This window comes from Cloacibacterium caeni, assembly GCF_907163105.1.
Lineage (GTDB): Bacteria > Bacteroidota > Bacteroidia > Flavobacteriales > Weeksellaceae > Cloacibacterium > Cloacibacterium caeni_A.
The window spans coordinates 2,612,501-2,635,482 of record NZ_OU015321.1; the positions used below are offsets into that span (position 1 = coordinate 2,612,501).

Consider the following 22,982-nt stretch of genomic DNA (forward strand, 5'->3'; position numbering starts at 1 on the left):
AAAGGCTAAGGATTTAGTTTAAAACTAGTCCTAAGTCCTAACAACTAATCCCTCATATAAAGCCTTTAGGGTGGTTTTAGCAGAGGGGCTCACCTGTTCCCATTCCGAACACAGAAGTTAAGCCCTCTAGCGCCGATGGTACTGCTAACGCGGGAGAGTAGGTCGCCGCCAGTTTTTATTTTTAAATCCTCATCATGCAAATGATGAGGATTTTTTTGTTTTATACCTATTCTATCTAATCCAATCTATCAATCTATGAAGATATCATTTTGAAAGTATAATATTTTAAATGAGAAAATACTCATGAAAATTGACTTGCATATATAAATTATAAACATGGATTTATATTTGAAGAAGAAATAGCATTAAAAAGCCTCTGTTCTAATGAAGGACAGAGGCTTTTTACTTTATAATTTTATGTATGTTTAAATATATTATACTTGGATAACTCCCAAATTAAACTTATCGGTTATTGGAGAATTATTTGCCCCTTCTATACCAGCAGATACCCATTTTCTGGTGTCTAATGGATTGATAATAGCATCAACCCAAATCCTAGCTGCAGAATATTCTACTTTTGTTTGTTTGGTATAGTTCTGAGTGATTTTCTCTACAAGTTTATTATGTTCTTCTGTTGTAATTTCCTTTCCTTGTTTTTTGAGAGTAGATTCTTGAATTTGAACCAAAACTTTTGCTGCTTGAGAGCCTCCCATAACGGCTAATTCTGCCCAAGGCCAAGAAACAATTAATCTTGGGTCATAAGCTTTTCCGCACATGGCGTAATTTCCTGCACCGAAAGAATTACCTGTAATAATGGTGAATTTAGGAACAACAGAATTGGCAACTGCATTTACCATTTTGGCACCGTCTTTTATGATTCCGCCATGTTCTGATTTTGAACCTACCATAAAGCCAGTTACATCTTGTAAGAAAACCAAAGGAATTTTTCTTTGATTACAATTGGCTATAAATCTAGTAGCTTTATCTGCAGAATCTGAATAAATAACACCTCCAAACTGCATTTCACCTTTCCCAGATTTCACCATTTTTCTTTGATTGGCTACAATTCCTACGGACCAACCATCAATTCTTGCTGTAGCACAAATAATAGTTTTGCCATAATCTGGTTTATATTCTTCGAATTCTGAATTATCAACTAATCGTTTGATGATTTCATAAGTGTCATATTGTTCTGCTCTAGAAGCGGGGATAATACCAAAAATTTCTTCTGGATTTTCTTTTGGAGGAAAACTTTCTGTCCTATCGAATCCTGCTTTTTCGAAATCACCAATGGATTTCATAATGTTTTTAATTCTGTCTAAAGCTTTTTTGTCATCTTTGGCTTTATAATCTGTAACTCCAGAAATTTCGCAATGTGTCGTTGCTCCACCCAAAGTTTCATTGTCAATATTTTCACCAATTGCAGCTTTTACCAAATAACTTCCAGCTAAGAAAATAGAACCTGTTTTATCTACAATCATGGCTTCGTCACTCATAATTGGAAGGTAAGCACCACCTGCAACACAACTTCCCATAATGGCAGAAATTTGGATAATTCCCATTGCAGACATTTTCGCATTATTTCTAAAAATTCTGCCAAAATGTTCCTTGTCTGGGAAAATTTCGTCTTGCATAGGAAGATAAACACCTGCAGAATCTACCAAATAGATGATTGGTAATCTGTTTTCCATGGCGATTTCTTGCGCTCTAAGGTTTTTCTTTCCTGTAATAGGGAACCAAGCTCCTGCTTTTACGGTAGCATCATTGGCTACAACAATACATTGTTTGCCAGAAATCTTCCCTATTTTCACAACTACACCTGCACTTGGACAGCCACCATGTTCTTCATACATTTCGTGACCTGCAAAAGCTGCTATTTCTATCGCTTCATCATCATTATCAAGAAGATAAGCGATACGTTCTCTAGCAGTGAGTTTGCCTTGTTCGTGCTGTTTTTGTAAAGCTTTTTCCCCGCCACCTTTTTTGATTTTGGCATAGAGTTGATTAATTTCTGAAAGCCTGAGTTTATTTGTGTCTTCGTTTTTATTGAATTGTAAGTCCATAATTTATTTTGTGTCTCTAAAAATACACATTTTATAAAAAATAAGAAATGAATTCTGAATGAGATGTACCATAAATTTTAATTTTAACTCTGAAAGTGTTTTTATGACCGAACTGCGCCCGTGATGGAGCCATTGTTGGAGCTCTCCCGAAATGAAATGGGAATGAATTTGGCTTTTCGGGAAGCGACTGGCGACAGCACGAAATTGGCGCCAAAAAAAATAAAAATTTAACTAATTTTTAAGAAATATTGAATCTTGTTTTTCCGTTACTTATAAAAAGAATTTAATGATTTATTTTTCCTAATTAGTTTTTATAGTTTATTATTTGAGCAACGCCCCGAATTTTCGAAGAAAATTCGGGGCGTGTTTATAGGAATGATTTGAGGAAACCCAATGATAAATAGAAAAATAATGATATTTTTGTACAGAAAATTTGAGATATGTATAAAACTTCTACTTTTAGGCTTCATTTGATTGTTTTTTTATGGGGATTTACTGCTATTTTGGGGAAACTGATTCATGCGAATGCAGAAGTTTTGGTTTTTTACAGAATGCTTTTTGCTTCGGTTTTTCTCTATCTATTTATTAGGATTATCAAAAAAGACAGCATAAAAGTTTCTAAGAAATTGCTCTTAAAATTAGTAGGAATAGGAAGTTTAATGGCATTTCACTGGTTGTTTTTCTTCAGTTCTATTAAGGTTTCTAATGTATCTATTGCGCTGAGTTGTCTGGGAACATCTACCTTGTTTGCTGCACTGCTAGAACCTCTTATTTTTAAAAGAAAAATAGACCTTTCGGAGATTGTGATGGGAATAGTAATTGTGATTTGTATTTCCTTAATTTTCAAAGTAGAATTTCAGTATAAATTAGGAATTATTTACGGGTTAATTTGCGCTTTACTCGGAACTATTTTTTCAGTTTTTAACGGAAAATTATATGGTAAAACATCATCTGGAAATATTATTTTCTATGAAATTTTCGGAGGTTTTCTGGTGATTAGTTTGTATTACGTTTTTTCTGGTCAAATTTCACAAATTGGCGAAATAAGTTACCGTGATTTAGCGTTATTAACCTTATTGGCGAGTGTTTTTACAGCATATCCTATGTTTGAGTCAGTGAATTTGATGAAGTATATTTCACCATTTACCTTGATTCTTACAGTAAATTTAGAGCCTATTTATGGAATTATATTGGCTTTTTTTATCTTTGGAGAATCAGAAAAAATGAGTGCTGTTTTTTATGGAGCTTCTTTGGTTATGATTTTGGCAATTGTTATTAACGGAGTCATTAAAGCCAGAAAAAAATCCAAAGAAATAGCGATAGAAAACACTCAAGAGTGATATTAAACAAATTTGATGAAAAAATATTTACTTCTTTTAACCTTTTTGTCAGTCATTGGCAACGCACAAATCGTAAGAAAATATTCTAACGAATTTCTCAATATTGGAGCTGGAGCCAGAGGTTTAGCAATGGGAGGCGCTGTGATTTCTAATCAGAATGATGTCTATGCTCCGATGTGGAATCCAGCTGGTTTAACCGAAGTAGAAAGCGATTGGCAAGGCGCAGCAATGCACGCAGAATATTTTGAATCTATTGCTAAATACGATTATATTTCTTTCGCCAAAGCGCTCGATTCTAAAGATGGCGTTTTGGGAATTTCTATTGTGAGACTGGGAGTTGATAATATTTTGAACACTACTCAGATGATAGACTCTGAAGGAAACATAGATTATGATAAAATTTCTAAATTTTCCACTTCAGATTACGCAGGAATCATTTCTTATGCTTTTCGTCCTGGTGGAAACCAAAAACTAAGCGTAGGAATTAATGCCAAAATTGTTTACCGAAATATTGGGAAATTTGCCAATGGTTTTGGGTTTGGATTTGATGCAGGAGCTATTTATCGTGCAGATTCTGGTTACCAATTTGGAGCTATGCTGAGAGATGCCACTACTACGGTTAATTTTTGGAGTATCAACCAAAAAGAATTATCAACAGTAGTAAACGGAGAAGAATTCAATCCCGCTCCGAAAGATAAAATGGAAATTACCATGCCTAAATTGAATCTAGGCGTTTCCAAAAATTTTGAAATCAATAGGGATTTAGAATTATTGCCAGAAGCTGGTCTTAATGTAGATTTTGCCAAAACCGCCGCAGTAATTTCTACAGATTTTGCGAGTATTTCGCCTTATTTGGGTGCGGAACTCAGTTTCCAGAAAATGATTTTTGTGAGAGCTGGACTCAATAGATTTCAAACTGTGACCGATATCGAAGACCTAAAACGCAAAGTTTCTATGCAACCAAGCGCTGGAATTGGCATCAAATACAAGGGACTTACGCTAGATTACGCCATCACCAATACTGGAATTGGCGGCAGCAATTATTTCTCGAATTTCTTTTCTCTGAAATTGGATATGAGAGATTTTAGATATTAGAAGCAACCCGTTTTCAGTTTCTAATCACGTTTTCACCTGCTTTCGCCACTCGCTTTTTTGTTTTTTTTAGATTCTTCGAATTCTCTCAGAATGACAAAAAAACAAAAAGAGCTCAAACAAAGGCTCAATCAGGGCTATTTTTCACTTTCATTTCTTCGTAAGCACGTTTTTCAGAAAATTAATTTTATTAGAACTTATTTATTTTTTACATTTACTTCACTAAAATTTCTCACAATGAAAAAATCATTTGCACTTGCTTTCTTGTTTTTCACCCTTATATTTTCCGCTCAAAATATTACCGACTACGAATATATTTATGTTCCCAAAAAATTCAAAGATTTTGAAGCAAATGAATATAATCTCAATACCCTTTTGAAAAAATCTTTAGAAGCAAAGAAATATAAAGTAATTCAAGATGACATTGTTAACTGGCCTTTAGAATTAAGACAAAATCCTTGCAAAGTTTTAAATGCAGATTTACTTAATGATTCTAATATGTTTAGAAACCGACTGAAATTACAGTTTTCGAATTGCGAGAAAAATGTAGTTTTTGAAACCAAAGGCACTTCTATGATTAAGGATTTCGAGTTAGGCTATCAAGACGCGATGAATATTTCACTCAAAAATTTACAAAATTCTCAACCTAAAGAAATAGAAATTTTAGTAAAACCAACTGAAAAAACCGTAGTAGAAACCGTTGTAGAAAAGCCAGTTCAGGCTGTAGTAGCTTCTACAAATTCTGCAACTGCAGAAGTTTCCAAAAAAGCAGAATCTTATAGCAACGGAACAATGAGTTTCCAAAAAATTCAGATTTCAAAAGATCAATTCATCTTGGTAAGTTCTAGTAGTTCTGTTCCTTTTGCCACTTTTAAAAATACTACAAAATCAGATGTTTACAGAGTAACTTTAGAAAACGGAACTTCTACTCTAGGTTACTCAGAAAACGGATATCTGGTGATAGAAATTCCAACCAATGACGGGAATTATAAGAAAGAAGTTTTTACAGCGAAATAAAAAGCAGAGTATCAATTTTTTCCTTTTTTAACCGCAAAAGCGATTAAAGATTTATTTTATTCTAAGCTATCCAAAAGTAAAAAAAGTGATTAGTGAAAACTTTTTTTACTTTTGGCAAACATATTTTCAAACATTTCTTTTGTGTCTTTTGTGGTTTATAAATAAATCTTTTTATTGATTAAAAAACTCCCAAACAATTTTCCCTTTTTGCTTCCCAAGAATTTCTTCCAGAGTTTCTAGGTTGGCTTCTTTTACCCGTTTTACAGATTTTAGTTTTTTCAGAAGCAATTCTATGGTTTTTTCGCCAACTCCAGGTATCTCTTCCAATTCAGATTTTATGGTATTGTTGGTTCTGCGCGTTCTGTGATGTTTTACGCCAAAACGGTGCGCTTCGTCACGAACTCTTTGCAAAATTTTCAAAGTTTCAGATTTTTTATCTAAATACAACGGAATTGGATCTTCTGGAAAGAAAATTTCTTCCAAACGTTTTGCAATTCCCACAATCGTAATTTTTCCGTATAGTCCAAGCAATTTCAAACTTTTCACTGCAGACGAAAGTTGACCTTTTCCTCCGTCAATCAAAATCAGTTGCGGAAGATTTTCGCCTTCATCTAGCATTCTTTTGTAACGTCTGTAAATCACTTCTTCCATCGTTGCAAAATCATTCGGTCCTTCTACTGTTTTTACATGGAAAATTCGGTAATCAGATTTACTCGGTTTTCCGTCTTTGAAAACGACACAAGCCGAAACAGGATTACTTCCTTGAATATTAGAATTGTCAAATCCTTCAATATGTCTAGGTTCTACTGGCATTCTGAGCAGTTTTTGCATTTCTGCCATAATTCTGTTGGTGTGTCTTTCTGGATCTACAATTTGAACTTGTTTCAGTTTTTCGAGTCTGTATTCTTTGGCGTTTTTTTCAGAAAGTTCTACAATTCGTTTCTTGTCACCCACTTTTGGAACGATGAGTTTTATATTCGGAATTTCTATATTCAAGTGAAAAGGAAGCAAAATTTCTTTGGATTCCGAAGCGAATTTTTGTCGGATTTCTATGAGTGCTTCTTCCAAAATTTCTTCATCGGTTTCTTCCAGCATTTTTTTGATTTCAGTAGTGAAACTTTGGACAATATTTCCGTTTCTAATTTTGAAGAAATTCACATAAGCTGCGGTTTCATCACTCGTCATTCCGAAAACATCTACATCATCTATATTTGGATTTACAACCGTATTTCTCGCTTGGTAATCTTCTAAAAACTCTAATCTTTCTTTTACATTTTGTGCTGCTTCAAACTCTAAATTGGCAGCAAAACGAAACATTTCGTCTTCTAAATATTTCCTCGCTTTTCGGAAATCTCCTTTGATAATTCCACGGATGGCATCTATTTTTTCATCATAACTTTCCAGACTTTCTAAGCCTTCACAAGGACCTTTGCAATTTTTGATATGGTATTCTAAGCAAACTTTATATTTTCCGTCTTCAATTTTTTTCGGGGCCAAATCTAAATTGCAAGAACGAATTTTATACAAATTTTTAATTGTTTCCAATAAAATTTTTGCTGGACGAACTTTAGCATAAGGTCCGTAATATTCACTTCCATCTTTGATGATGGTTCTAGTCAAAAAAACACGCGGGAAATTTTCGTTTTTAATACAAATCCAAGGATAGGTCTTATCGTCCTTCAACATAACATTGTAAAACGGCTGATGTTCTTTGATTAGATTATTTTCTAATAAAAGTGCGTCATATTCAGAGTTTACAACGGTCGTTTCTAATCGTACAATTTTAGAAACCATAATTCTGGTTCTGTAACCGTTTTGATTTTTGTTGAAATAAGAAAGCACTCTTTTCTTCAAATTTTTGGCTTTTCCTACATACAAAAGTTGTCCGTTTTTATCGTAATAACGGTAAACTCCGGGTTCTGAAGGAAGTGTTTTGAGTTGAAGTTCGAGATTTGAATTCATTGAACAAAAATAGTGAAAAAGTAATGAGATACGAGATACGAGTTTCGAGATTTTAACGTTTCATACAAACATCTCAATTATTTATTCTCTACTATTTCATTTCCATTGTTTCAATATAAATTGCTTTTCCTTTTGGTAAGAGAACAGGTTCTACAAACGGTTGTTCTTCTAAAATTTTCACAGAAATGATGGCAGATTTATCTAAAAGGAGATAATCTTTTTCATCTACGAAATGTTTGTTGAGCACAATTGGCAAGAATTGGTCCGCTTTTGAAATTTTAAATTCTTTAACAATATTTTTAAAATTTAGAAATTGAGTATTTGGTTTAGTTTTAAAGATTAAAACTCCATTTTTTGCTCTATAACCATATAATCCCGTTGCTCTTTCTCCTTTTATAACATTAATACTTTCAATGTTTTGAACATTAATTGCAAAGCAATCAGAAAAAGTTGGCATTCCGTTAATCACATATAGAACATTTTGGGAGTTTTTGTTATCTCGGATTTTTACATTCTGAGAGTTGTTAGAAATAATTTTTCTGAGGTTATTTTCTTGAGCAAAACTCATTTGAACAAAAGACAAAGCAAGGAAAAATAATAATTTTTTCATGGTATTAATTTTTTATAAAGTTACAAATAAATCAACTCGGCTCCACCAATTTTTCTACCGAGATTTTCCATTGCAGATTGGTATAAATCAATTTGTTTTTGATGTTTTTCTGACGGATTTCCTGTTTTAAAATCGATGATAAACCATGCGTCATCTATTTTCACCATTCTGTCTGGTCTGTAAGTTTTTCCTTCAATCATCAATTCTCTTTCGCTTAAAATTTCTTGATTTTCAGCAAAATATTTCGGATGTTTTTCGATAATTTCAAAAATTCTTTCAGCGATTTCAGATTTTTCAGTTTCAGTAATTAATCCTTCTAAAAGATAAGATTTCAAAACTTTTTCCACATCGTTTTTAGTATTGATTTTTGCTAAAATTTCGTGCGTGAAAATTCCGTTTCTTACTTTTTCGTTTCTTTCTTGGTAGTTTTTAGAAGGCGTTGCAATCGTGATATTGGCAGATTTTTCGTGCTTTTGAGTGAGAGAAGAAATTTGTTGAGAAATGTGTTGTTTTTCTTCTTTCTTACTTTGTTTTTTCAAAGCATTTTCATCAATTTTAAAAACATCAAAACTGTCTACATTTTCTGTGTTTTTAGATTTTAAAAAATCATAAATTTCAATATTTGATGGTTTTTCTGCTCCCGTTTTAGTGTCTTTTGATGGTCTTTGAACGTAAAGAAACAACTGTTCTACAGGTCTGGTTGTGGCTACATATTGCAAACATAATCTATCGATGAAATTTTTATAAGCATTTTCTTCGTTAAATTTAGAAATTTGGTAATCGTAGGTTTGTAATTTTTTGTCAAAACCACCAATATTTACCGATTTCAAAGCGATATTTTCTTCCAAAGAAAACCAATCTTGAATTTTATTGTCCTTATGTGCATTTTCCATCGGAAGAAATACAATCGGGAATTCTAAACCTTTTGCTTTGTGAATGGTCATCAATTGTACTGCATCAATATTTTCCGATGCTTGAATGCTCGTGTTTTTGCCTTCTTCTTCCCAAAAATTGAGAAAATCTTTCAAAGTTGCGCCTGCATTTTGGGTGTAATTGTAAAGCAATTCCAAAAAATTGAGTAAGAAATCGGTTTCTTTATCTTTCACCGAAAATTCGTGGATGTAATATTCTATGAAATTGTACAAATTAAGATGCGGAAAATCTTCTTGTTTCAGTGCAACCCCATAGTTTTCTTTGATGAAATTTTCGATGTCTTTTTTACTTTCGATTTCTAAAATTTGCTTCATTTCCACGGAAAAATCCTGCATTGTTATTCTTCCAGATTTTTCTAATTCGTACATCATTTTTACCAAAAATCTTCTGTTTTTAGGAAAAGTTTCCCAATACAAAAACTGAATCAAAGCACGAAGTGTTCCCGAAAGTTCGAGTGTTAAACCTTTCTCCGAAATGGTTTTAATATACGTTTCTTCGCCTTTATAGTTTACTTTTAAGTTTCCCAACAATTTAGAAAAATTGAAAATGTCATTATTTCCACGGCAAAGAATGGTGATGTCTGAAAACTCAAATCCATTATTGATGCACTCTTGCAAATCTTGTTGCATTTTTTCGGTGCAATCTTGGTAATAAATTTCCTTCAAATCGTTTTCTAAAAAATGAACTTTTACACGACCTTCTTTTTCTGAATAAGCGCTTTGTTCAGCATCTTTCCCGAATAATTTTGCGTGTTCTTCATTCAGGTAACTTCCGTAAAAATGATACAATTCATTGTTGAATTTCACAATATTTTTGGCACTTCTAAAGTTTTGTTGAAGCGTCTCAATTTCCACTTCAATTGGCGAAAAATCTTTTTTATTGATAATGTCGAGCATTATTTCTGCATTTCCACCTCTGAATCTATAAATGCTTTGTTTAGGGTCACCAACTAACGTAAAACTAGAATTTTCGGTAGCGATATTGTGGTCGCGAAGCGGAAGAAAATTCATCCATTGTAATTCAGAAGTATCTTGAAATTCATCGAAAAAATAATGCTGAAATTGTGTTCCCACTTTTTCATAAATGAATGCAGAAGGTTCGTTTCGAAGGTTTTCATTAATCAAAACATTGAATTTTGAAAGCAAAACCAAATCGTTTTCATCTTCAATCAATTGCAATTGGTCTTGAATTTCTTTGTTAACTTTCAAAGGCAATAATGCTCTTAGAATTTTCTCTTTTTTCTCTCCGAGAATATAATTTTGAATGATTTTTCTGCGGTTTTCAATTAAAGTTTCTAGAATTCCGAAAATTTCAGATTCTTTCTTTTTACCTTTTACAGAAGCACCTTTTTGAAAATTTTCTAAAGTTCCTATTTCTTTTTCTTCAGATTCATATAGTAAAGGTTCTTGTTTTTCTTCAAATTTTTTAAAAAAACTACCTATTCCGTTTGTTTTTCCTCCAGCAAAATCTTCGATTTCTAAACCGTTGTTTTTAATTAAATCTAAAGAATCTTGGGCAATTTTTTTAGAATTTTCTTTGAGTTCTTTGATTTCTTTTCTGATGTTATTTTTGGTGTTTTCATAAGCTTTCCAATCGAAATCTTTATTTTCTTCGAGCCAATGATAATGCTTATCATTCACAAATTCTTTAGCAGAATCGAGTAGGGTTTTGTTGATGTTGACACGCTCATTTTGGTCGAGACTGTAATTTACATAATCAAGAAAAGCTTCGGAAATTTGTTCGTCTTCACCAATTTTATTGAGCATTTGATCCACCGCTTCAATCAAGAAAGGTTCTGGTTGAATTTCTAAGTTAAAATTTTGAGCTAAACCCAATTCGTAAGAAAAACTTCTCACCAATTTGGCGTTGAATTTATCAATCGTACCGATGTTTAAAGTAGAGTAGTTGTGCAAAATATAATCGAGCACTTTCTGCGAACGCTGGTGTAAATCGTCTAATGTAATTTTCTTGCCTTGTTCTTCAAATTTTTGTTGAATTCCGAGCAATTTATCGTTTTCAGCGTAGTTTTCTTGGGTAAATTCTTTGAGCCAAGAAAGAATTCTTTCCTTCATTTCGTTGGCTGCTTTATTGGTAAAAGTGAGCGCCAAAATATGACGAATAGCGTCTTTTTGATAAGGATTTTCAAGGCAAATCATCAACACTCTTTGTACCAAAGTGTAGGTTTTACCAGAACCGGCAGAAGCATTGATGGCGATATATGGTTTCATTTTACTAATTTCTTGAAATTTTTTGGAAATAAAAAATTTTTAAAACCGCAAAAGTGATAAAAGAAATTTTTGAAGTAAGCATTTCAAAAGTAAAAAAAGTTTCAAATCGTTGAATAAAAAAATCCGTCCAAAAAAAATGAACGGATTTTAAAATTTATTGTTTTAGCGAATTGCTATTACATCATTCCTGGCATTCCGCCTCCCATTGGTGGCATTGCACTTTCTGGTTTTGGAACTTCTGTGATTACACATTCTGTAGTTAATAGCATTCCAGATACAGAAGCAGCGTTTTCTAAGGCAACTCTTGTTACTTTAGTTGGGTCTATAATTCCTGCTTCTAGCATATTTACATACTCATCAGTTTTAGCATTATAACCGAAATCTCCGCTTCCTTCTGCTACTTTTGCTACGATTACAGAACCTTCACCACCTGCATTTGCAACGATTTGTCTCAATGGTTCTTCGATGGCTCTTTTTACGATTTTGATACCAGTAGATTCATCTTGATTCGCTCCAGAAAGATTGTCTAGTGCAGAAATTGCTCTTACTAAAGCAACACCACCACCAGCTACAATTCCTTCTTCTACAGCAGCTCTTGTTGCGTGAAGTGCATCGTCAACTCTGTCTTTTTTCTCTTTCATTTCTACTTCAGAAGCAGCACCTACGTAAAGAACAGCAACCCCACCAGCTAATTTAGCCAATCTTTCTTGCAATTTTTCTTTATCATAATCAGAAGTAGTAGATTCCATTTGAGCTTTAATTTGGTTTATTCTACCTTTGATTTCTTCTTCGTTACCAGCTCCGTTTACGATGGTTGTATTGTCTTTGTCGATAGTTACTTTTTCTGCTCTACCTAACATTTCAATCGTAACATTGTCCATATTGAAGCCTCTTTCTTCAGAAACTACTTGTCCGCCAGTTAAGATAGCGATGTCTTCTAACATTGCTTTTCTTCTGTCTCCGAAACCAGGAGCTTTAACGGCAGCAATTTTAAGAGAACCTCTTAATTTGTTTACTACTAAAGTTGCTAAAGCTTCGCCTTCTACTTCTTCAGAAATAATTAAAAGAGATTTTCCTTGTTGAGCAACTGGTTCTAGAACTGGCAATAATTCTTTCATAGAAGAGATTTTTTTCTCAACCAAAAGAATATAAGGATTATCTAGTTCCGCAACCATTTTCTCAGCATTCGTTACGAAATATGCAGATTGGTAACCTCTATCGAATTGCATACCTTCTACTACATCTACAGTAGTATCAGTACCTTTTGCTTCTTCTACAGTAATTACACCTTCTTTACCTACTTTAGAAAACGCTTCAGCGATTAATGAACCGATAGTATCGTCATTATTTGCAGAAACAGAAGCTACTTGTTTTACTTTTTCGGCAGAATCACCTACAGATTGAGATTGAGATTTAAGGTTTTCTACAACAGCAGTTACCGCTTTGTCAATTCCTCTTTTTAAATCCATAGGATTAGCACCTGCAGCTACGTTTTTAAGACCTTCTCTTACGATAGCTTGAGCTAAAACAGTAGCGGTAGTAGTACCATCACCAGCAATGTCATTGGTTTTAGAAGCAACTTCTTTCACCATTTGAGCACCCATATTTTCTACTTTATCTTCTAGCTCAATTTCTTTTGCTACAGAAACACCGTCTTTAGTTACGTGAGGAGCACCAAAAGCTTTTTCAATCACTACGTTTCTTCCTTTAGGTCCTAAAGTTACTTTTACTGCATTTGCTAATGCATCAACACCTCTTTTTAGGGCGTCTCTTGATTCAATATCGAATTTTATTTCTTTTGCCATAATATTTTTGCTTTTTGCTGTCGGCTTTCGGCTTTCAGCATAATTAATATTAAATTTTATTTTCTTTCCAAATGCGGAAAGCTAACTGCTGATTGCGGAAAGCTTATCCAATAATTCCTAATAAATCACTTTCTCTTACAATTAAATAATCTTTACCGTCTAGTTTTAATTCTGAACCGGCATATTTACCGTAAAGAACTCTATCGCCAACTTTTACTGTCATTGGTTCGTCTGGTTTTCCGTTGCCAACAGCAACTACAGTTCCTTCTTGTGGTTTTTCTTTTGCGGTGTCAGGAATAATGATTCCTGATGCTGTTTTAGTTTCTGCTTGTACAGGTTCTACTAAAACTCTGTCTGCTAATGGTTTAAAATTTACTGACATATGTATAATTATTTTTAAATTTTCTGTGATGGAATTCTCCAATTCTGTGCCAATGGTAATTCTCCAATGTAAATTGAAAAGTGAGAGATAATTTGGCAGATTTTTCTCAAAATGAAGTGAAATTTTGGCAGAAAAAAGCCACTCATTTTTTGTGAGTGGCTTCAGGGTTATATCAATTATTTAAGGTTTAATTTTTCTTTCCTGCGGCTTGCATTGGGTTTACCATTCCAGCAGCAGCTCCTCTTCTTCTGTTTTCTTGGTTCTGTTTGAACACTTGGAATTTAGAAGTGCTTTCTGGTGTAACTTTATCAGCAGTCCATAGGTTATTAGTGGTGTCAATATCGGCAGTTTCTAACATTGGGTCTAATTGAATTGACTTTAATTTTTTGTCAAAATAGTATGTTTTCGAAACTTTTTTCTCATCTGATCTCCAGATTTGCGCTGGGATTTTGTCATTTAACTTAGTTCCATCTTCGAAAGTGAATTCTAAGATAAGAGGCATTACCATTCCTCCTTTGTTAGAGAAGTCAATTTGGTAGCCTGTGATATTTTTTAGACTTTCTCTTTCTTTGGTGTCAAGATTTTTTGGAGCGTCACCTTTTATGGTGTATTCTTTTTGAGTGTCTACTTTTTCTAAACCTCTTGCGTATCTCCAATAGAAGTCTCTTAAAGATTGGTCTTCGTCTGTTTTGAAAGTAATTTTCTTATCTTCTTTATTTCTGATTTTCGAAATGTCTTCGAAGTCATTTACTTGTGGTTCGTCTACTTTATATTTAAAATCTCTAGCTTGTGGTTTTCCGTCAAAATCTGGAGTTGCAACAGTAACTTTGTCTATGGCTATGTCTACTGCATCTGTGCTGTAGAACCATCCTCTCCAGAACCAGTCTAAATCTTCACCAGAAGCATCTTCCATCGTTCTGAATAAATCTGCAGGTTCAGGATGTCTGAACGCCCATCTTTTAGAATATGTTTTGAAAGCTTTGTCAAAAAGTTCTCTTCCCATGATGGTTTCTCTCAAAATATTAAGACCAGTTGCAGGTTTTGCGTAAGCATTAGGGCCGAAATGAATAATGTTTTCAGAGTTGGTCATGATAGGCTCTAATTGGTCTTTTGGCAATTTCATGTAGTTCACAATGGTGTGAGCTGGTCCTCTTCTTGAAGGGAATTTATTATCCCAAAGTTCTTCGGTAAGATATTCTACAAAAGTATTAAGGCCTTCATCCATCCAAGACCATTGTCTTTCGTCTGAATTGATAATCATCGGGAAGAAATTATGTCCTACTTCGTGGATAATTACTCCAATCATTCCGTTTTTGATTCCTTCTGAATAGGTTCCGTCTTTTTCTGTTCTACCGTAGTTGAAACAAATCATAGGATATTCCATACCGTTTGATGCTTCTATAGATTGAGCTACTGGATATGGATATGGAATCGTGAATTCTGAATAGGTTTTAATCGTATGTGCTACTGCTTTAGTAGAATATTTTCTGTATAAATTGTATGCTTCTTTAGGATAAAGACTCATACACATTACTTTATTGTTATTTTCTTCAATCAATTGAGGCATTGCATCCCAGATGTATTTTCTAGAAGAAGTCCAAGCGAAATCTCTTACATTTTCTGCTTCGAAAGTCCAAGTTTTTCTGTTTTTTGATTTAGATTTTTCTGCTTTTTTAGCTTCGTCTAGTGTAACGATTTCTATTGGTTCTTTAGTATTTTGCGCTTTTTGCCATCTTGCAAACTGTTCAGCGGTTAAAACTTCTGAGAAATTTTTTCCAGAACCTGTAGAAGCTACAATATGATCAGCAGGAACATTCATATTTACTTTGAAATTTCCAAAAGTAAGGGTGAATTCTCCACGACCTGTAAATTGGTGATTTTGCCAACCTTGATTGTCCGAATAAACACAAAGTCTAGGATACCATTGTGTCATGGTAAAAAGGTGGTTGCCATCTTCTGGGAAGAATTCATAACCGCCTCTTCCTCCTTGCTTCATTCTATCTGGAATGTTATAATTCCAATCGATTTTAAATTTAAAAGTTTCCCCTTTTTTTAATTTTTTAGGTAAATCTATTCTCATCATGGTTTTATTAACCACATAAGAAAGCGCATTACCATTCGCATCTGTTACTTTTTCTAAATTAATCCCGAAACCATTATCTTTTACGGGTAATTCAGTAGCTTTTAATCTATCAGATGAAATTTGTTTAGCTAAAGTAGAAGAAGATTGATAACCTGCATCTTTTGTGTTGCTGGTATCGTTTTCATCTAATTGTAACCAAATATATTCTAATTCGTCTGGCGAATTATTGTAATAAGTAATTGTTTCTGAGCCTTTTAAGTTAAGTTTTTCCTCGTCTAGATATGCATTGATTTCATAATCAGCACGTTGTTGCCAATATTCATGACCAGGTGCTCCAGAAGCGGTTCTGTAACTGTTTGGCGTAGGTAAAATGGTTCCTAGTTGCTCGAATTTATTTCCATGATTGCTCCCTGGATTATTCTGGTGGTTTTGGGCGGAAGTACTTACGAAAGCGTAAAGAAAAACAAAAATACTTAGAACTTTTTTCATTGTAAATTTTTAATTTTTATTGATTTGTTAACAAATATAAAAATTTGTTACAACAGAGCATGTTTTTTTATAAAAAATAACTGTTAATGTGGTGCTATGCAGATAAAATTGGTTAAGGAATTCTTTCTAATGCCATTTTTAGGGCAAAAATGAAGATAGGAACAGATATAATGTAAATCCAAATTTTATTAGAAAGTTTCAGAACTTCCGAGAAAATGTAATGTATGAATAGTGCGATGGCTACGACTACAATTTGCCCTAATTCTAGTCCTACGTTAAATCCAAATAACGGTAAAGTAATGTCTTGTTCACTTGCGAGCATCATTCTTACAGAATTGGCAAATCCCATTCCGTGAATTAAACCGAATAATAAAGCTAAATAATAATTAAGTTGTATGAGTTTTTTCTCGTTTTTAGAAAAAATAATGTTGTCCAAAGCAGTGAAGACGATAGTGCAAGGAATTAAAAATTCTACCCAATCAGAAGAAAATCTGAACACATCTAATGCGCTTAAAACCAATGTTAAAGAGTGCCCAATCGTAAATGCAGTTACTAGAATTAAAACTTTTTTCCAATCTCTAAAACTGAAAATAGCAATGAGTGCCAAAATGAATAATTGATGATCTAGAGCGTCTTTTGAGATGATGTGTTCCCAACCTAATTGTAAATAAAATAAAAAATCTTGCATGTTTTAAAATTTGAGTTACGAAAATAATGATTAATTTCGGAACGGATTTTTAAATAATGAACGCATGAAAAAATTCTTCTTACTTTTTACTTTTTTACTGGCTTTTTTAGCTTCAGCGAAACCTATTCATCCTTATCACGTAGGTTCGGTGGAAATAAATTATAATGCTAAAACCAAAACTTTTGAGATTTCTGCCAAATTTTTCTTAGACGATTTAGAAAATAGTCTTAATGCCAAGTATAATAAAACGTTACACTTCGGCGAAGAAAAAAGTAAAGCAGGATTAGGCCAAGCTCTAGAAAATTATTTTGCAGAATATTTTAAATTGAAATCAAATAATAAATTTCTAAAAATCAATTATTTAGGTTTTGAAGAAGATAAAGAATCTGTTAATATCTATCTAGAATCTGAAGCGACAGAAATGCCTAAGAAAGTAGAAACCGCAGTGAGTTTATTGTACAGTTTTTTTGATGATCAAATGAACATAGTGCACATTATTGTAAATGGCGAACGAAAAAGTTCTAAACTAAACTATCCGGATCGATATCTGTATCAGATTTTTTAAAATTATCATTCAGAGAGATACAGAACTGATGTAAATCTGGGAAAAATTCTTCGTAGCAAGAGCGCAAAAACTCTTTGTGATGCTGAAAAAATCCATATACAGGAATAGAGTTGTCTAGATATTTTGCTTTGTTCAATACATTATTAATGCTGTATTCCATTCCCCAATCAAAACGATAATTGTAGAGCCAATTGTCTTTTTCCATTCTAGGAAGCACTTTTCTGAAATTTTCAGGTAAAATGGCTTCGTGTTTATTGAGAACTTGATAAACATGAGCGGTAAAATCACGCCACTCTTTGGCAGATTTTACATTTTTATCATTGGCTAAAAAATAATCAAAAACCACATCTACAAAAGCACCAGAATACAACCTTACAATCGGTTGGAAAACGGTTTTGGCTTCTAAAACTTTTGGGTGAACATCCGTAAAAGCATCAATAGCTCTATGCAACGTAATTCCTTGCTGAATCCCTTCTGATAAATGATCTCGCTTTTTATTTTTAATAAAATCACCAATCAAATTCCCCACGATTTGCTCGTCGGTAAAAGAAAGGTAAGTATGTGCAAGGAAATTCATTTAATCTAAAAATTTAAAAACGAAAATCTAATTATTCGCCCTTTTTTCAAATTTAATGAAAATTATTGAGTTGAAAAAACGAAAAAATAATGCTCAAAATAGCAAAATAAATTTTTGAATTCTTTAAAAAAGTTTTTCGTGGAACTCTTCTATTTTACTTACTTCTTCTATTCTAATCCCGAATTTTCTTTTAGGAATTTTGTTGAGGTTGGATACAAAAATCTTTTCGTAGCCCAATTTTTCTGCTTCCGAAATTCTTTGCTCAATTTGAGGAATCGGTCTAATTTCTCCACTCAAACCTATTTCACCTGCAAAACAATATTTCTCCGAAATGGCTAAATCTTCGTTGCTGCTTAGAACTGCTGCGATTACCGCCAAATCAAGGGCGGGATCGTCTGTTTTTATTCCACCTGTAATATTCAGGAAAACGTCTTTTACGCCCAACATAAAACCAGCGCGTTTTTCTAAAACAGCAAGAAGCATGTTCAATCTTTTGCTATCAAAACCAGTACAACTGCGTTGCGGAGTTCCGTAAACTGCAGTAGAAACCAAAGCTTGAATTTCTAAAAGCATGGGCCTGTTTCCTTCCAAAGTAACGGCAACTGCATTCCCAGAAAGTTCTTCAAATTTTTTGGTGATTAAGATTTCCGAAGGATTTTTAATTTCTTTTAAACCTTGAGTCACCATTTCGTAAATCCCAATTTCTTGAGTGGAACCAAAACGGTTTTTCTGAGCTCTTAGTAATCTGAAAAGGTGATTTCTGTCTCCGTCAAAATTCAAAACCACGTCTACCATGTGTTCCAGAACTTTCGGCCCAGCAATTTGTCCGTCTTTGGTAATGTGGCCAACCAAAATAACTGGGATGTTTTTTTCTTTGGCAAATTTTATCAATTCTCCAGAACATTCTCTAATCTGTGAAACCGTTCCTGCAGCACTTTCTAGCAATTGAGATTGTAAAGTTTGAATAGAGTCTACAATCATCAAATCTGGCTGTAGATTTTTGGCTTCCATCAAGATTTTTTCGATAGAAGTTTCGGTGTAGAGGAAACAGTTTGGGTTTTGAACATCTGTAATTCTGTCGGCGCGCATTTTAATTTGCGAAGCGCTTTCTTCACCAGAAACATAAAGAATTTTCTTCTTCATTTTTAAGGCAAGTTGTAGTAGAAGCGTAGATTTACCAATTCCAGGTTCGCCACCAATGAGAATAACAGAGCCTAGAACAATTCCGCCTCCTAAAACACGGTTCAGTTCTTCTGAAACAGTTTTCAGACGAATTTCTGTTCCTGTTTCTACTTCGGTAATGTTAATGATTTTTTGTTTCCCGCTTCCTAGAATATCATAGTGAGAAGATTTTTTTTCTACAATTTCTTCTACTAAAGTATTCCACTCTCCACAGTTTTTGCATTGTCCGTGCCATTGTGGATATTGCGTTCCACATTTCTGACAATAGTATGCTGTTTTTATTTTTGCCACAGATTTATAATTGATAAATGATGTTGCAATTTACAGAATTTTTGAAATAATTAATCGTTTTTGGGACTTTAGTCAAAATCCATTAACTTTGCACAAACCTAATCTAATGAGTAAAAAGAATACCAAATACATCTTTGTGACAGGAGGTGTAACTTCGTCTTTGGGAAAAGGCATTGTTTCGGCTTCACTTGGCCTGCTTTTAAAATCCCGAGGATTTAATGTAACCATCCAAAAGCTTGACCCTTACATTAATATAGATCCAGGAACGCTTAATCCTTATGAACATGGAGAATGTTATGTAACGGAAGATGGTGCAGAAACCGACCTAGATTTGGGTCACTACGAAAGATTTCTAGATTCTGCCACTTCTCAGAATAATAACGTTACTACAGGAAAAATCTATCAAACTGTAATAGAAAAAGAAAGAAAAGGAGATTTCCTAGGTAAAACCGTTCAGGTAATTCCACATATTACTAATGAAATTAAACGCAGAATAAAAATTCTTGCTAAAGAAAATTATGATATCATCATTACAGAAATTGGCGGAACAGTAGGAGATATAGAATCATTACCTTATATAGAAAGTGTTCGTCAATTAAGATGGGAACTCGGCGAAAATAATTCTATGGTCATTCATCTTACCTTGCTTCCTTACCTTGCTGCAAGTGGCGAATTGAAAACCAAACCTTCTCAGCATTCTGTAAGACAATTAATGGAAAGCGGAATTCAAGCAGATGTTTTGGTGTGCAGAACAGAGCATAAAATTACCAAAGAAATTAAAGCTAAACTGGCACAATTCTGTAACGTTCCTGCAGAAAATGTAATCGAAAGTATAGATGTAGAAACGATTTATCAAGTTCCGTTAGAATTACAAAAACAAAAATTTGATGAAGTAGTTCTTAAAGAATTGGCTTTGCCAGTGAATCAAGAATCTGATTTAAAAGATTGGAAAAACTTCCTTAAAAAATATAAAAATCCTAAGAAAAAAGTTGAAATCGCTTTAGTTGGAAAATATGTTTCGCTTCAAGATTCTTACAAATCTATTGCCGAAGCATTTATTCATGCAGGAGCTTCACAAGATACTGAAGTAAAACTGAGATGGGTTTACAGTGGCGATTTAACCGAAGAAAATTTAGCAGAAAATTTCAAAGGAATTGATGGGATGCTTATCGCTCCAGGTTTTGGCGATAGAGGAATTGAAGGAAAAATTCTTGCGGCAAAATTTGCTAGAGAAAATAAAATTCCGCTTTTGGGAATTTGTCTCGGAATGCAGATTATGACCATCGAATTTGCGAGAAATGTTTTGGGATTAAAAGATGCTAATTCTGCAGAATTTGATTTAACGACTAAAAACCCTGTTATTTCTTTAATGGAAGAACAAAAAAATGTAGTAGATAAAGGTGGTACGATGAGGTTGGGCGCTTGGAAGTGTCAATTAAAACCTCATACTAAACTTATAGAAATCTACGGAAACAAAAATATTACCGAAAGACACCGTCATCGCTACGAGTTTAACTCAGATTATTTAGAAGATTTCGAGAAAAATGGATTGTACGCTTCGGGAATTAATCCAGATACTAAATTAGTAGAAACTTTGGAGCTGAAAAATCATCCTTTTTATATAGGTGTTCAGTATCATCCAGAATATAAAAGTACTGTAGCTACACCACATCCGCTGTTTGTAGCTTTGGTAAAAGCAGCTACAGAAAAATAAATCTTAAACTCTCATTTTTGAGAGTTTAATTTTTTAGAAATGACAATCTGACAAAAATTTCATATTTTTGTCACCCAAATTAAAAAGGAATGCTATTTGAGAAAATTAAATCTCAAATCTTAAATTTCAAATCTTAAATTAAAGTAATGCAAAAGAATAACGGATTAGATAAAAATCAACTGATTAGTTTTGTGATTTTTTCTGCCATTTTGATGGCTTTCATGTTTTATTTTCAAAACAAACAATCAGACGAAAAACAAGTAGCAGATGCTAAAGCAAAAACGGAGCAAAAAGTAGCTTCTAAAACTATTGCTAACAATATTAATGCTACAGTAAATGCAGCAGCAATAAAAAATGTTACGGTAAAAAATAAAGAACTTACTTTAGAATTTGCAAGTTTAGGAGGTCAACTTTCGTCTGTGGAAATTAATCAATACAAAGCTTATAATGCTAAAACCGATAAGCATGATTTGCCACTTTATTTAATAGAGAAAAATAATTCTAGTTACGGATTTCAGTTTAAAGACAAAACAGGAAAAACTTTTAATACAAAAGATCTAGTTTTTGTGCCTAGCGTAAAGGATAATACTGTTACCATGACTGCTCAAGTTTCTGGCGCTACAATTCAGTACGTGTATCAACTTTTAGATAATTATACTTTAGATTTTAATGTTAAAACTCAAGGTTTATCTTCTATTGTTACAGATGAAAAAGCAGATTTTCACTGGAATTATACCGTAAGAGGAATGGAAAAAGGACGTTCGCAAGAACAAACCCATTCAGAATTTAATTATGCTTTTGATAATTATGGTTCTACCGATTATGATACCAATGGATTTGAAGAGCCAGAAGAAACCTTAAATTGGTTAGCTGTTAAACAACAGTTTTTTACTTCTATTATAGAGTCTACTAATGGTTTTACGCAAACTAAAGGAACTCAAGAAACAATAGAAAAAGGAGAATTTTTGAAAAAATTCAATTTTGATGGTCAAGTAAAATTGGCAGGAAATGAATTGAATCAAAATTTCAAATGGTATTTCTTACCACTTGATTTGCCATTGCTTAAAACTTTTGAAGGAAAAGAATTTGACACAATATTACCTTTAGGTTGGAGTTTCATAGGAACTTTGAACAGAATCTTCTTTGTGCCGGTATATAATTGGTTGTCAGATTGGGGAATTGCAGCAGGTTGGGTAATTTTCTTAATGACTATTGCCACTAAACTTATCTTGTCTCCAGTGATGTTTAAGCAGCACAAATTGAGTGCGATGATGAAAGTGGTAAAACCAGAAATAGAAGAAGTTACAGAGAAATTTAAAGGTCAAGAAAACGCTATGAAGCGTCAACAGGCAACTATGGAAATTTACAGAAAAGCCGGAATCAATCAAATGGCGGGCTGTTTACCAGCGCTGGTTCAGATTCCTATTTTCTATGCGCTTTTCCGTTTCTTCCCGAATATGATTGACTTAAGAGGAAAAGGGTTCTGGTTTGCTAATGACCTTACTGCTTATGATGATTTAATTAAATTGCCATTTAATATTCCATTAATCGGGGAGCATATCAGTATTTTTGCGGTAGCATGTACCATTGTAGTTTTGATTTATACAATCATGACTTCTGGACAAATGCAACAACCACAGCAAGAAGGAATGCCAGATATGAGAATTATAATGTATATTTTCCCAATTACATTCTTCTTCTTCTTGAACACATCTTCTTCGGGACTTTCTTGGTATTATTTTGTTTCGAATGCTTTAAATATATTAATTATCCTTGCGATAAAATATTGGATTTTAGATGAAAAGAAAATTCATGCTCAGATTCAACAAAATAAATCTAAAGCACCAAAACCAGAAGGAAAATTCCAGAAACGTATGCGTGAAATGATGGAAAAAGCTCAAGAGCAACAAAAAATGCAAGAAGAGCAACGCAAAAAAATGAATAAGAAATAATTCAATTTA

The 22,982-nt window shown here is 33.3% G+C and carries 16 protein-coding genes and 1 rRNA gene; 7 read left to right on the forward strand and 10 right to left on the reverse strand.

Features of this window, described 5'->3' with window-relative positions; all coding sequences use genetic code 11:
• The first annotated feature begins 66 nt into the window (after positions 1–66).
• Positions 67–174 (forward strand): 5S ribosomal RNA (gene rrf, locus KKQ76_RS12190).
• A 260-nt stretch (positions 175–434) separates the two neighbouring features.
• On the opposite strand, the gene KKQ76_RS12195 is transcribed toward rrf, so the two are convergent.
• Entirely contained in the window at positions 435–2,063 is a 1,629-nt protein-coding gene (locus KKQ76_RS12195; protein WP_213197355.1) for an acyl-CoA carboxylase subunit beta, read from the reverse strand.
• A gap of 440 nt (positions 2,064–2,503) precedes the next feature.
• On the opposite strand from KKQ76_RS12195, the gene KKQ76_RS12200 reads away from it, so the two are divergent.
• From KKQ76_RS12200 to KKQ76_RS12210, 3 genes are all read left to right on the forward strand, one after another.
• A complete protein-coding gene (locus tag KKQ76_RS12200) occupies positions 2,504–3,403 on the forward strand; it encodes a DMT family transporter (RefSeq protein WP_213197356.1) in 900 nt (299 codons plus the stop codon).
• Between the two features lie 15 nt (positions 3,404–3,418).
• Entirely contained in the window at positions 3,419–4,498 is a 1,080-nt protein-coding gene (locus KKQ76_RS12205) for a putative type IX sorting system protein PorV2 (protein ID WP_213197357.1), read from the forward strand.
• Between the two features lie 234 nt (positions 4,499–4,732).
• Positions 4,733–5,512, forward strand: coding sequence for a hypothetical protein (locus KKQ76_RS12210; protein WP_213197358.1), 780 nt, complete (start codon positions 4,733–4,735; stop codon positions 5,510–5,512).
• 171 nt (positions 5,513–5,683) lie between these two features.
• Here KKQ76_RS12210 and uvrC read toward each other — a convergent pair whose 3' ends face one another.
• The 7 genes from uvrC to KKQ76_RS12245 all read right to left on the reverse strand — a co-directional run bounded on the left by uvrC (position 5,684) and on the right by KKQ76_RS12245 (position 16,692).
• Positions 5,684–7,474, reverse strand: a complete 1,791-nt coding sequence (gene uvrC / locus KKQ76_RS12215) for an excinuclease ABC subunit UvrC (RefSeq protein WP_213197359.1) — start codon at positions 7,472–7,474, stop codon at positions 5,684–5,686.
• Between the two features lie 91 nt (positions 7,475–7,565).
• Complete coding sequence (locus tag KKQ76_RS12220) at positions 7,566–8,084, reverse strand: TonB-dependent receptor plug domain-containing protein (RefSeq protein ID WP_213197360.1); 519 nt, start codon at positions 8,082–8,084, stop codon at positions 7,566–7,568.
• A gap of 20 nt (positions 8,085–8,104) precedes the next feature.
• On the reverse strand, positions 8,105–11,245 hold the full coding sequence (locus tag KKQ76_RS12225) for a UvrD-helicase domain-containing protein (protein ID WP_213197361.1): 3,141 nt from the start codon (positions 11,243–11,245) through the stop codon (positions 8,105–8,107).
• A gap of 176 nt (positions 11,246–11,421) precedes the next feature.
• Complete coding sequence (gene groL / locus KKQ76_RS12230; RefSeq protein WP_213197362.1) at positions 11,422–13,050, reverse strand: chaperonin GroEL; 1,629 nt, start codon at positions 13,048–13,050, stop codon at positions 11,422–11,424.
• A gap of 103 nt (positions 13,051–13,153) precedes the next feature.
• The gene (locus tag KKQ76_RS12235; protein WP_069800539.1) at positions 13,154–13,432 is read right to left on the reverse strand and encodes a co-chaperone GroES; all 279 of its coding nucleotides are present in this window, start codon (positions 13,430–13,432) and stop codon (positions 13,154–13,156) included.
• A 187-nt stretch (positions 13,433–13,619) separates the two neighbouring features.
• Complete coding sequence (locus KKQ76_RS12240; RefSeq protein WP_213197363.1) at positions 13,620–16,004, reverse strand: M1 family metallopeptidase; 2,385 nt, start codon at positions 16,002–16,004, stop codon at positions 13,620–13,622.
• A gap of 112 nt (positions 16,005–16,116) precedes the next feature.
• Positions 16,117–16,692, reverse strand: coding sequence for a HupE/UreJ family protein (locus KKQ76_RS12245; protein WP_213197364.1), 576 nt, complete (start codon positions 16,690–16,692; stop codon positions 16,117–16,119).
• Positions 16,693–16,756: 64 nt separating this feature from the next.
• Here KKQ76_RS12245 and KKQ76_RS12250 point away from each other — a divergent pair, with 64 nt between their 5' ends.
• Positions 16,757–17,257 (forward strand): DUF6702 family protein, encoded by a 501-nt coding sequence (locus tag KKQ76_RS12250; RefSeq protein ID WP_213197365.1) that lies wholly within the window; start codon positions 16,757–16,759, stop codon positions 17,255–17,257.
• On the opposite strand, the gene KKQ76_RS12255 is transcribed toward KKQ76_RS12250, so the two are convergent.
• Together KKQ76_RS12255 and radA are read right to left on the reverse strand one after the other, a co-directional pair.
• A complete protein-coding gene (locus KKQ76_RS12255; protein WP_213197366.1) occupies positions 17,214–17,834 on the reverse strand; it encodes an acyl carrier protein phosphodiesterase in 621 nt (206 codons plus the stop codon). The two genes, KKQ76_RS12250 and KKQ76_RS12255, sit on opposite strands and share 44 nt — an antisense overlap.
• Before the next feature lie 123 nt (positions 17,835–17,957).
• Positions 17,958–19,307: a DNA repair protein RadA gene (gene radA / locus KKQ76_RS12260; protein ID WP_213197367.1), complete on the reverse strand. Its 1,350-nt coding sequence runs from the start codon at positions 19,305–19,307 to the stop codon at positions 17,958–17,960.
• A 106-nt stretch (positions 19,308–19,413) separates the two neighbouring features.
• Here radA and KKQ76_RS12265 point away from each other — a divergent pair, with 106 nt between their 5' ends.
• A complete protein-coding gene (locus tag KKQ76_RS12265; protein WP_213197368.1) occupies positions 19,414–21,021 on the forward strand; it encodes a CTP synthase in 1,608 nt (535 codons plus the stop codon).
• 146 nt (positions 21,022–21,167) lie between these two features.
• A complete protein-coding gene (gene yidC, locus KKQ76_RS12270; RefSeq protein WP_213197369.1) occupies positions 21,168–22,973 on the forward strand; it encodes a membrane protein insertase YidC in 1,806 nt (601 codons plus the stop codon).
• Positions 22,974–22,982: the final 9 nt, after the last annotated feature.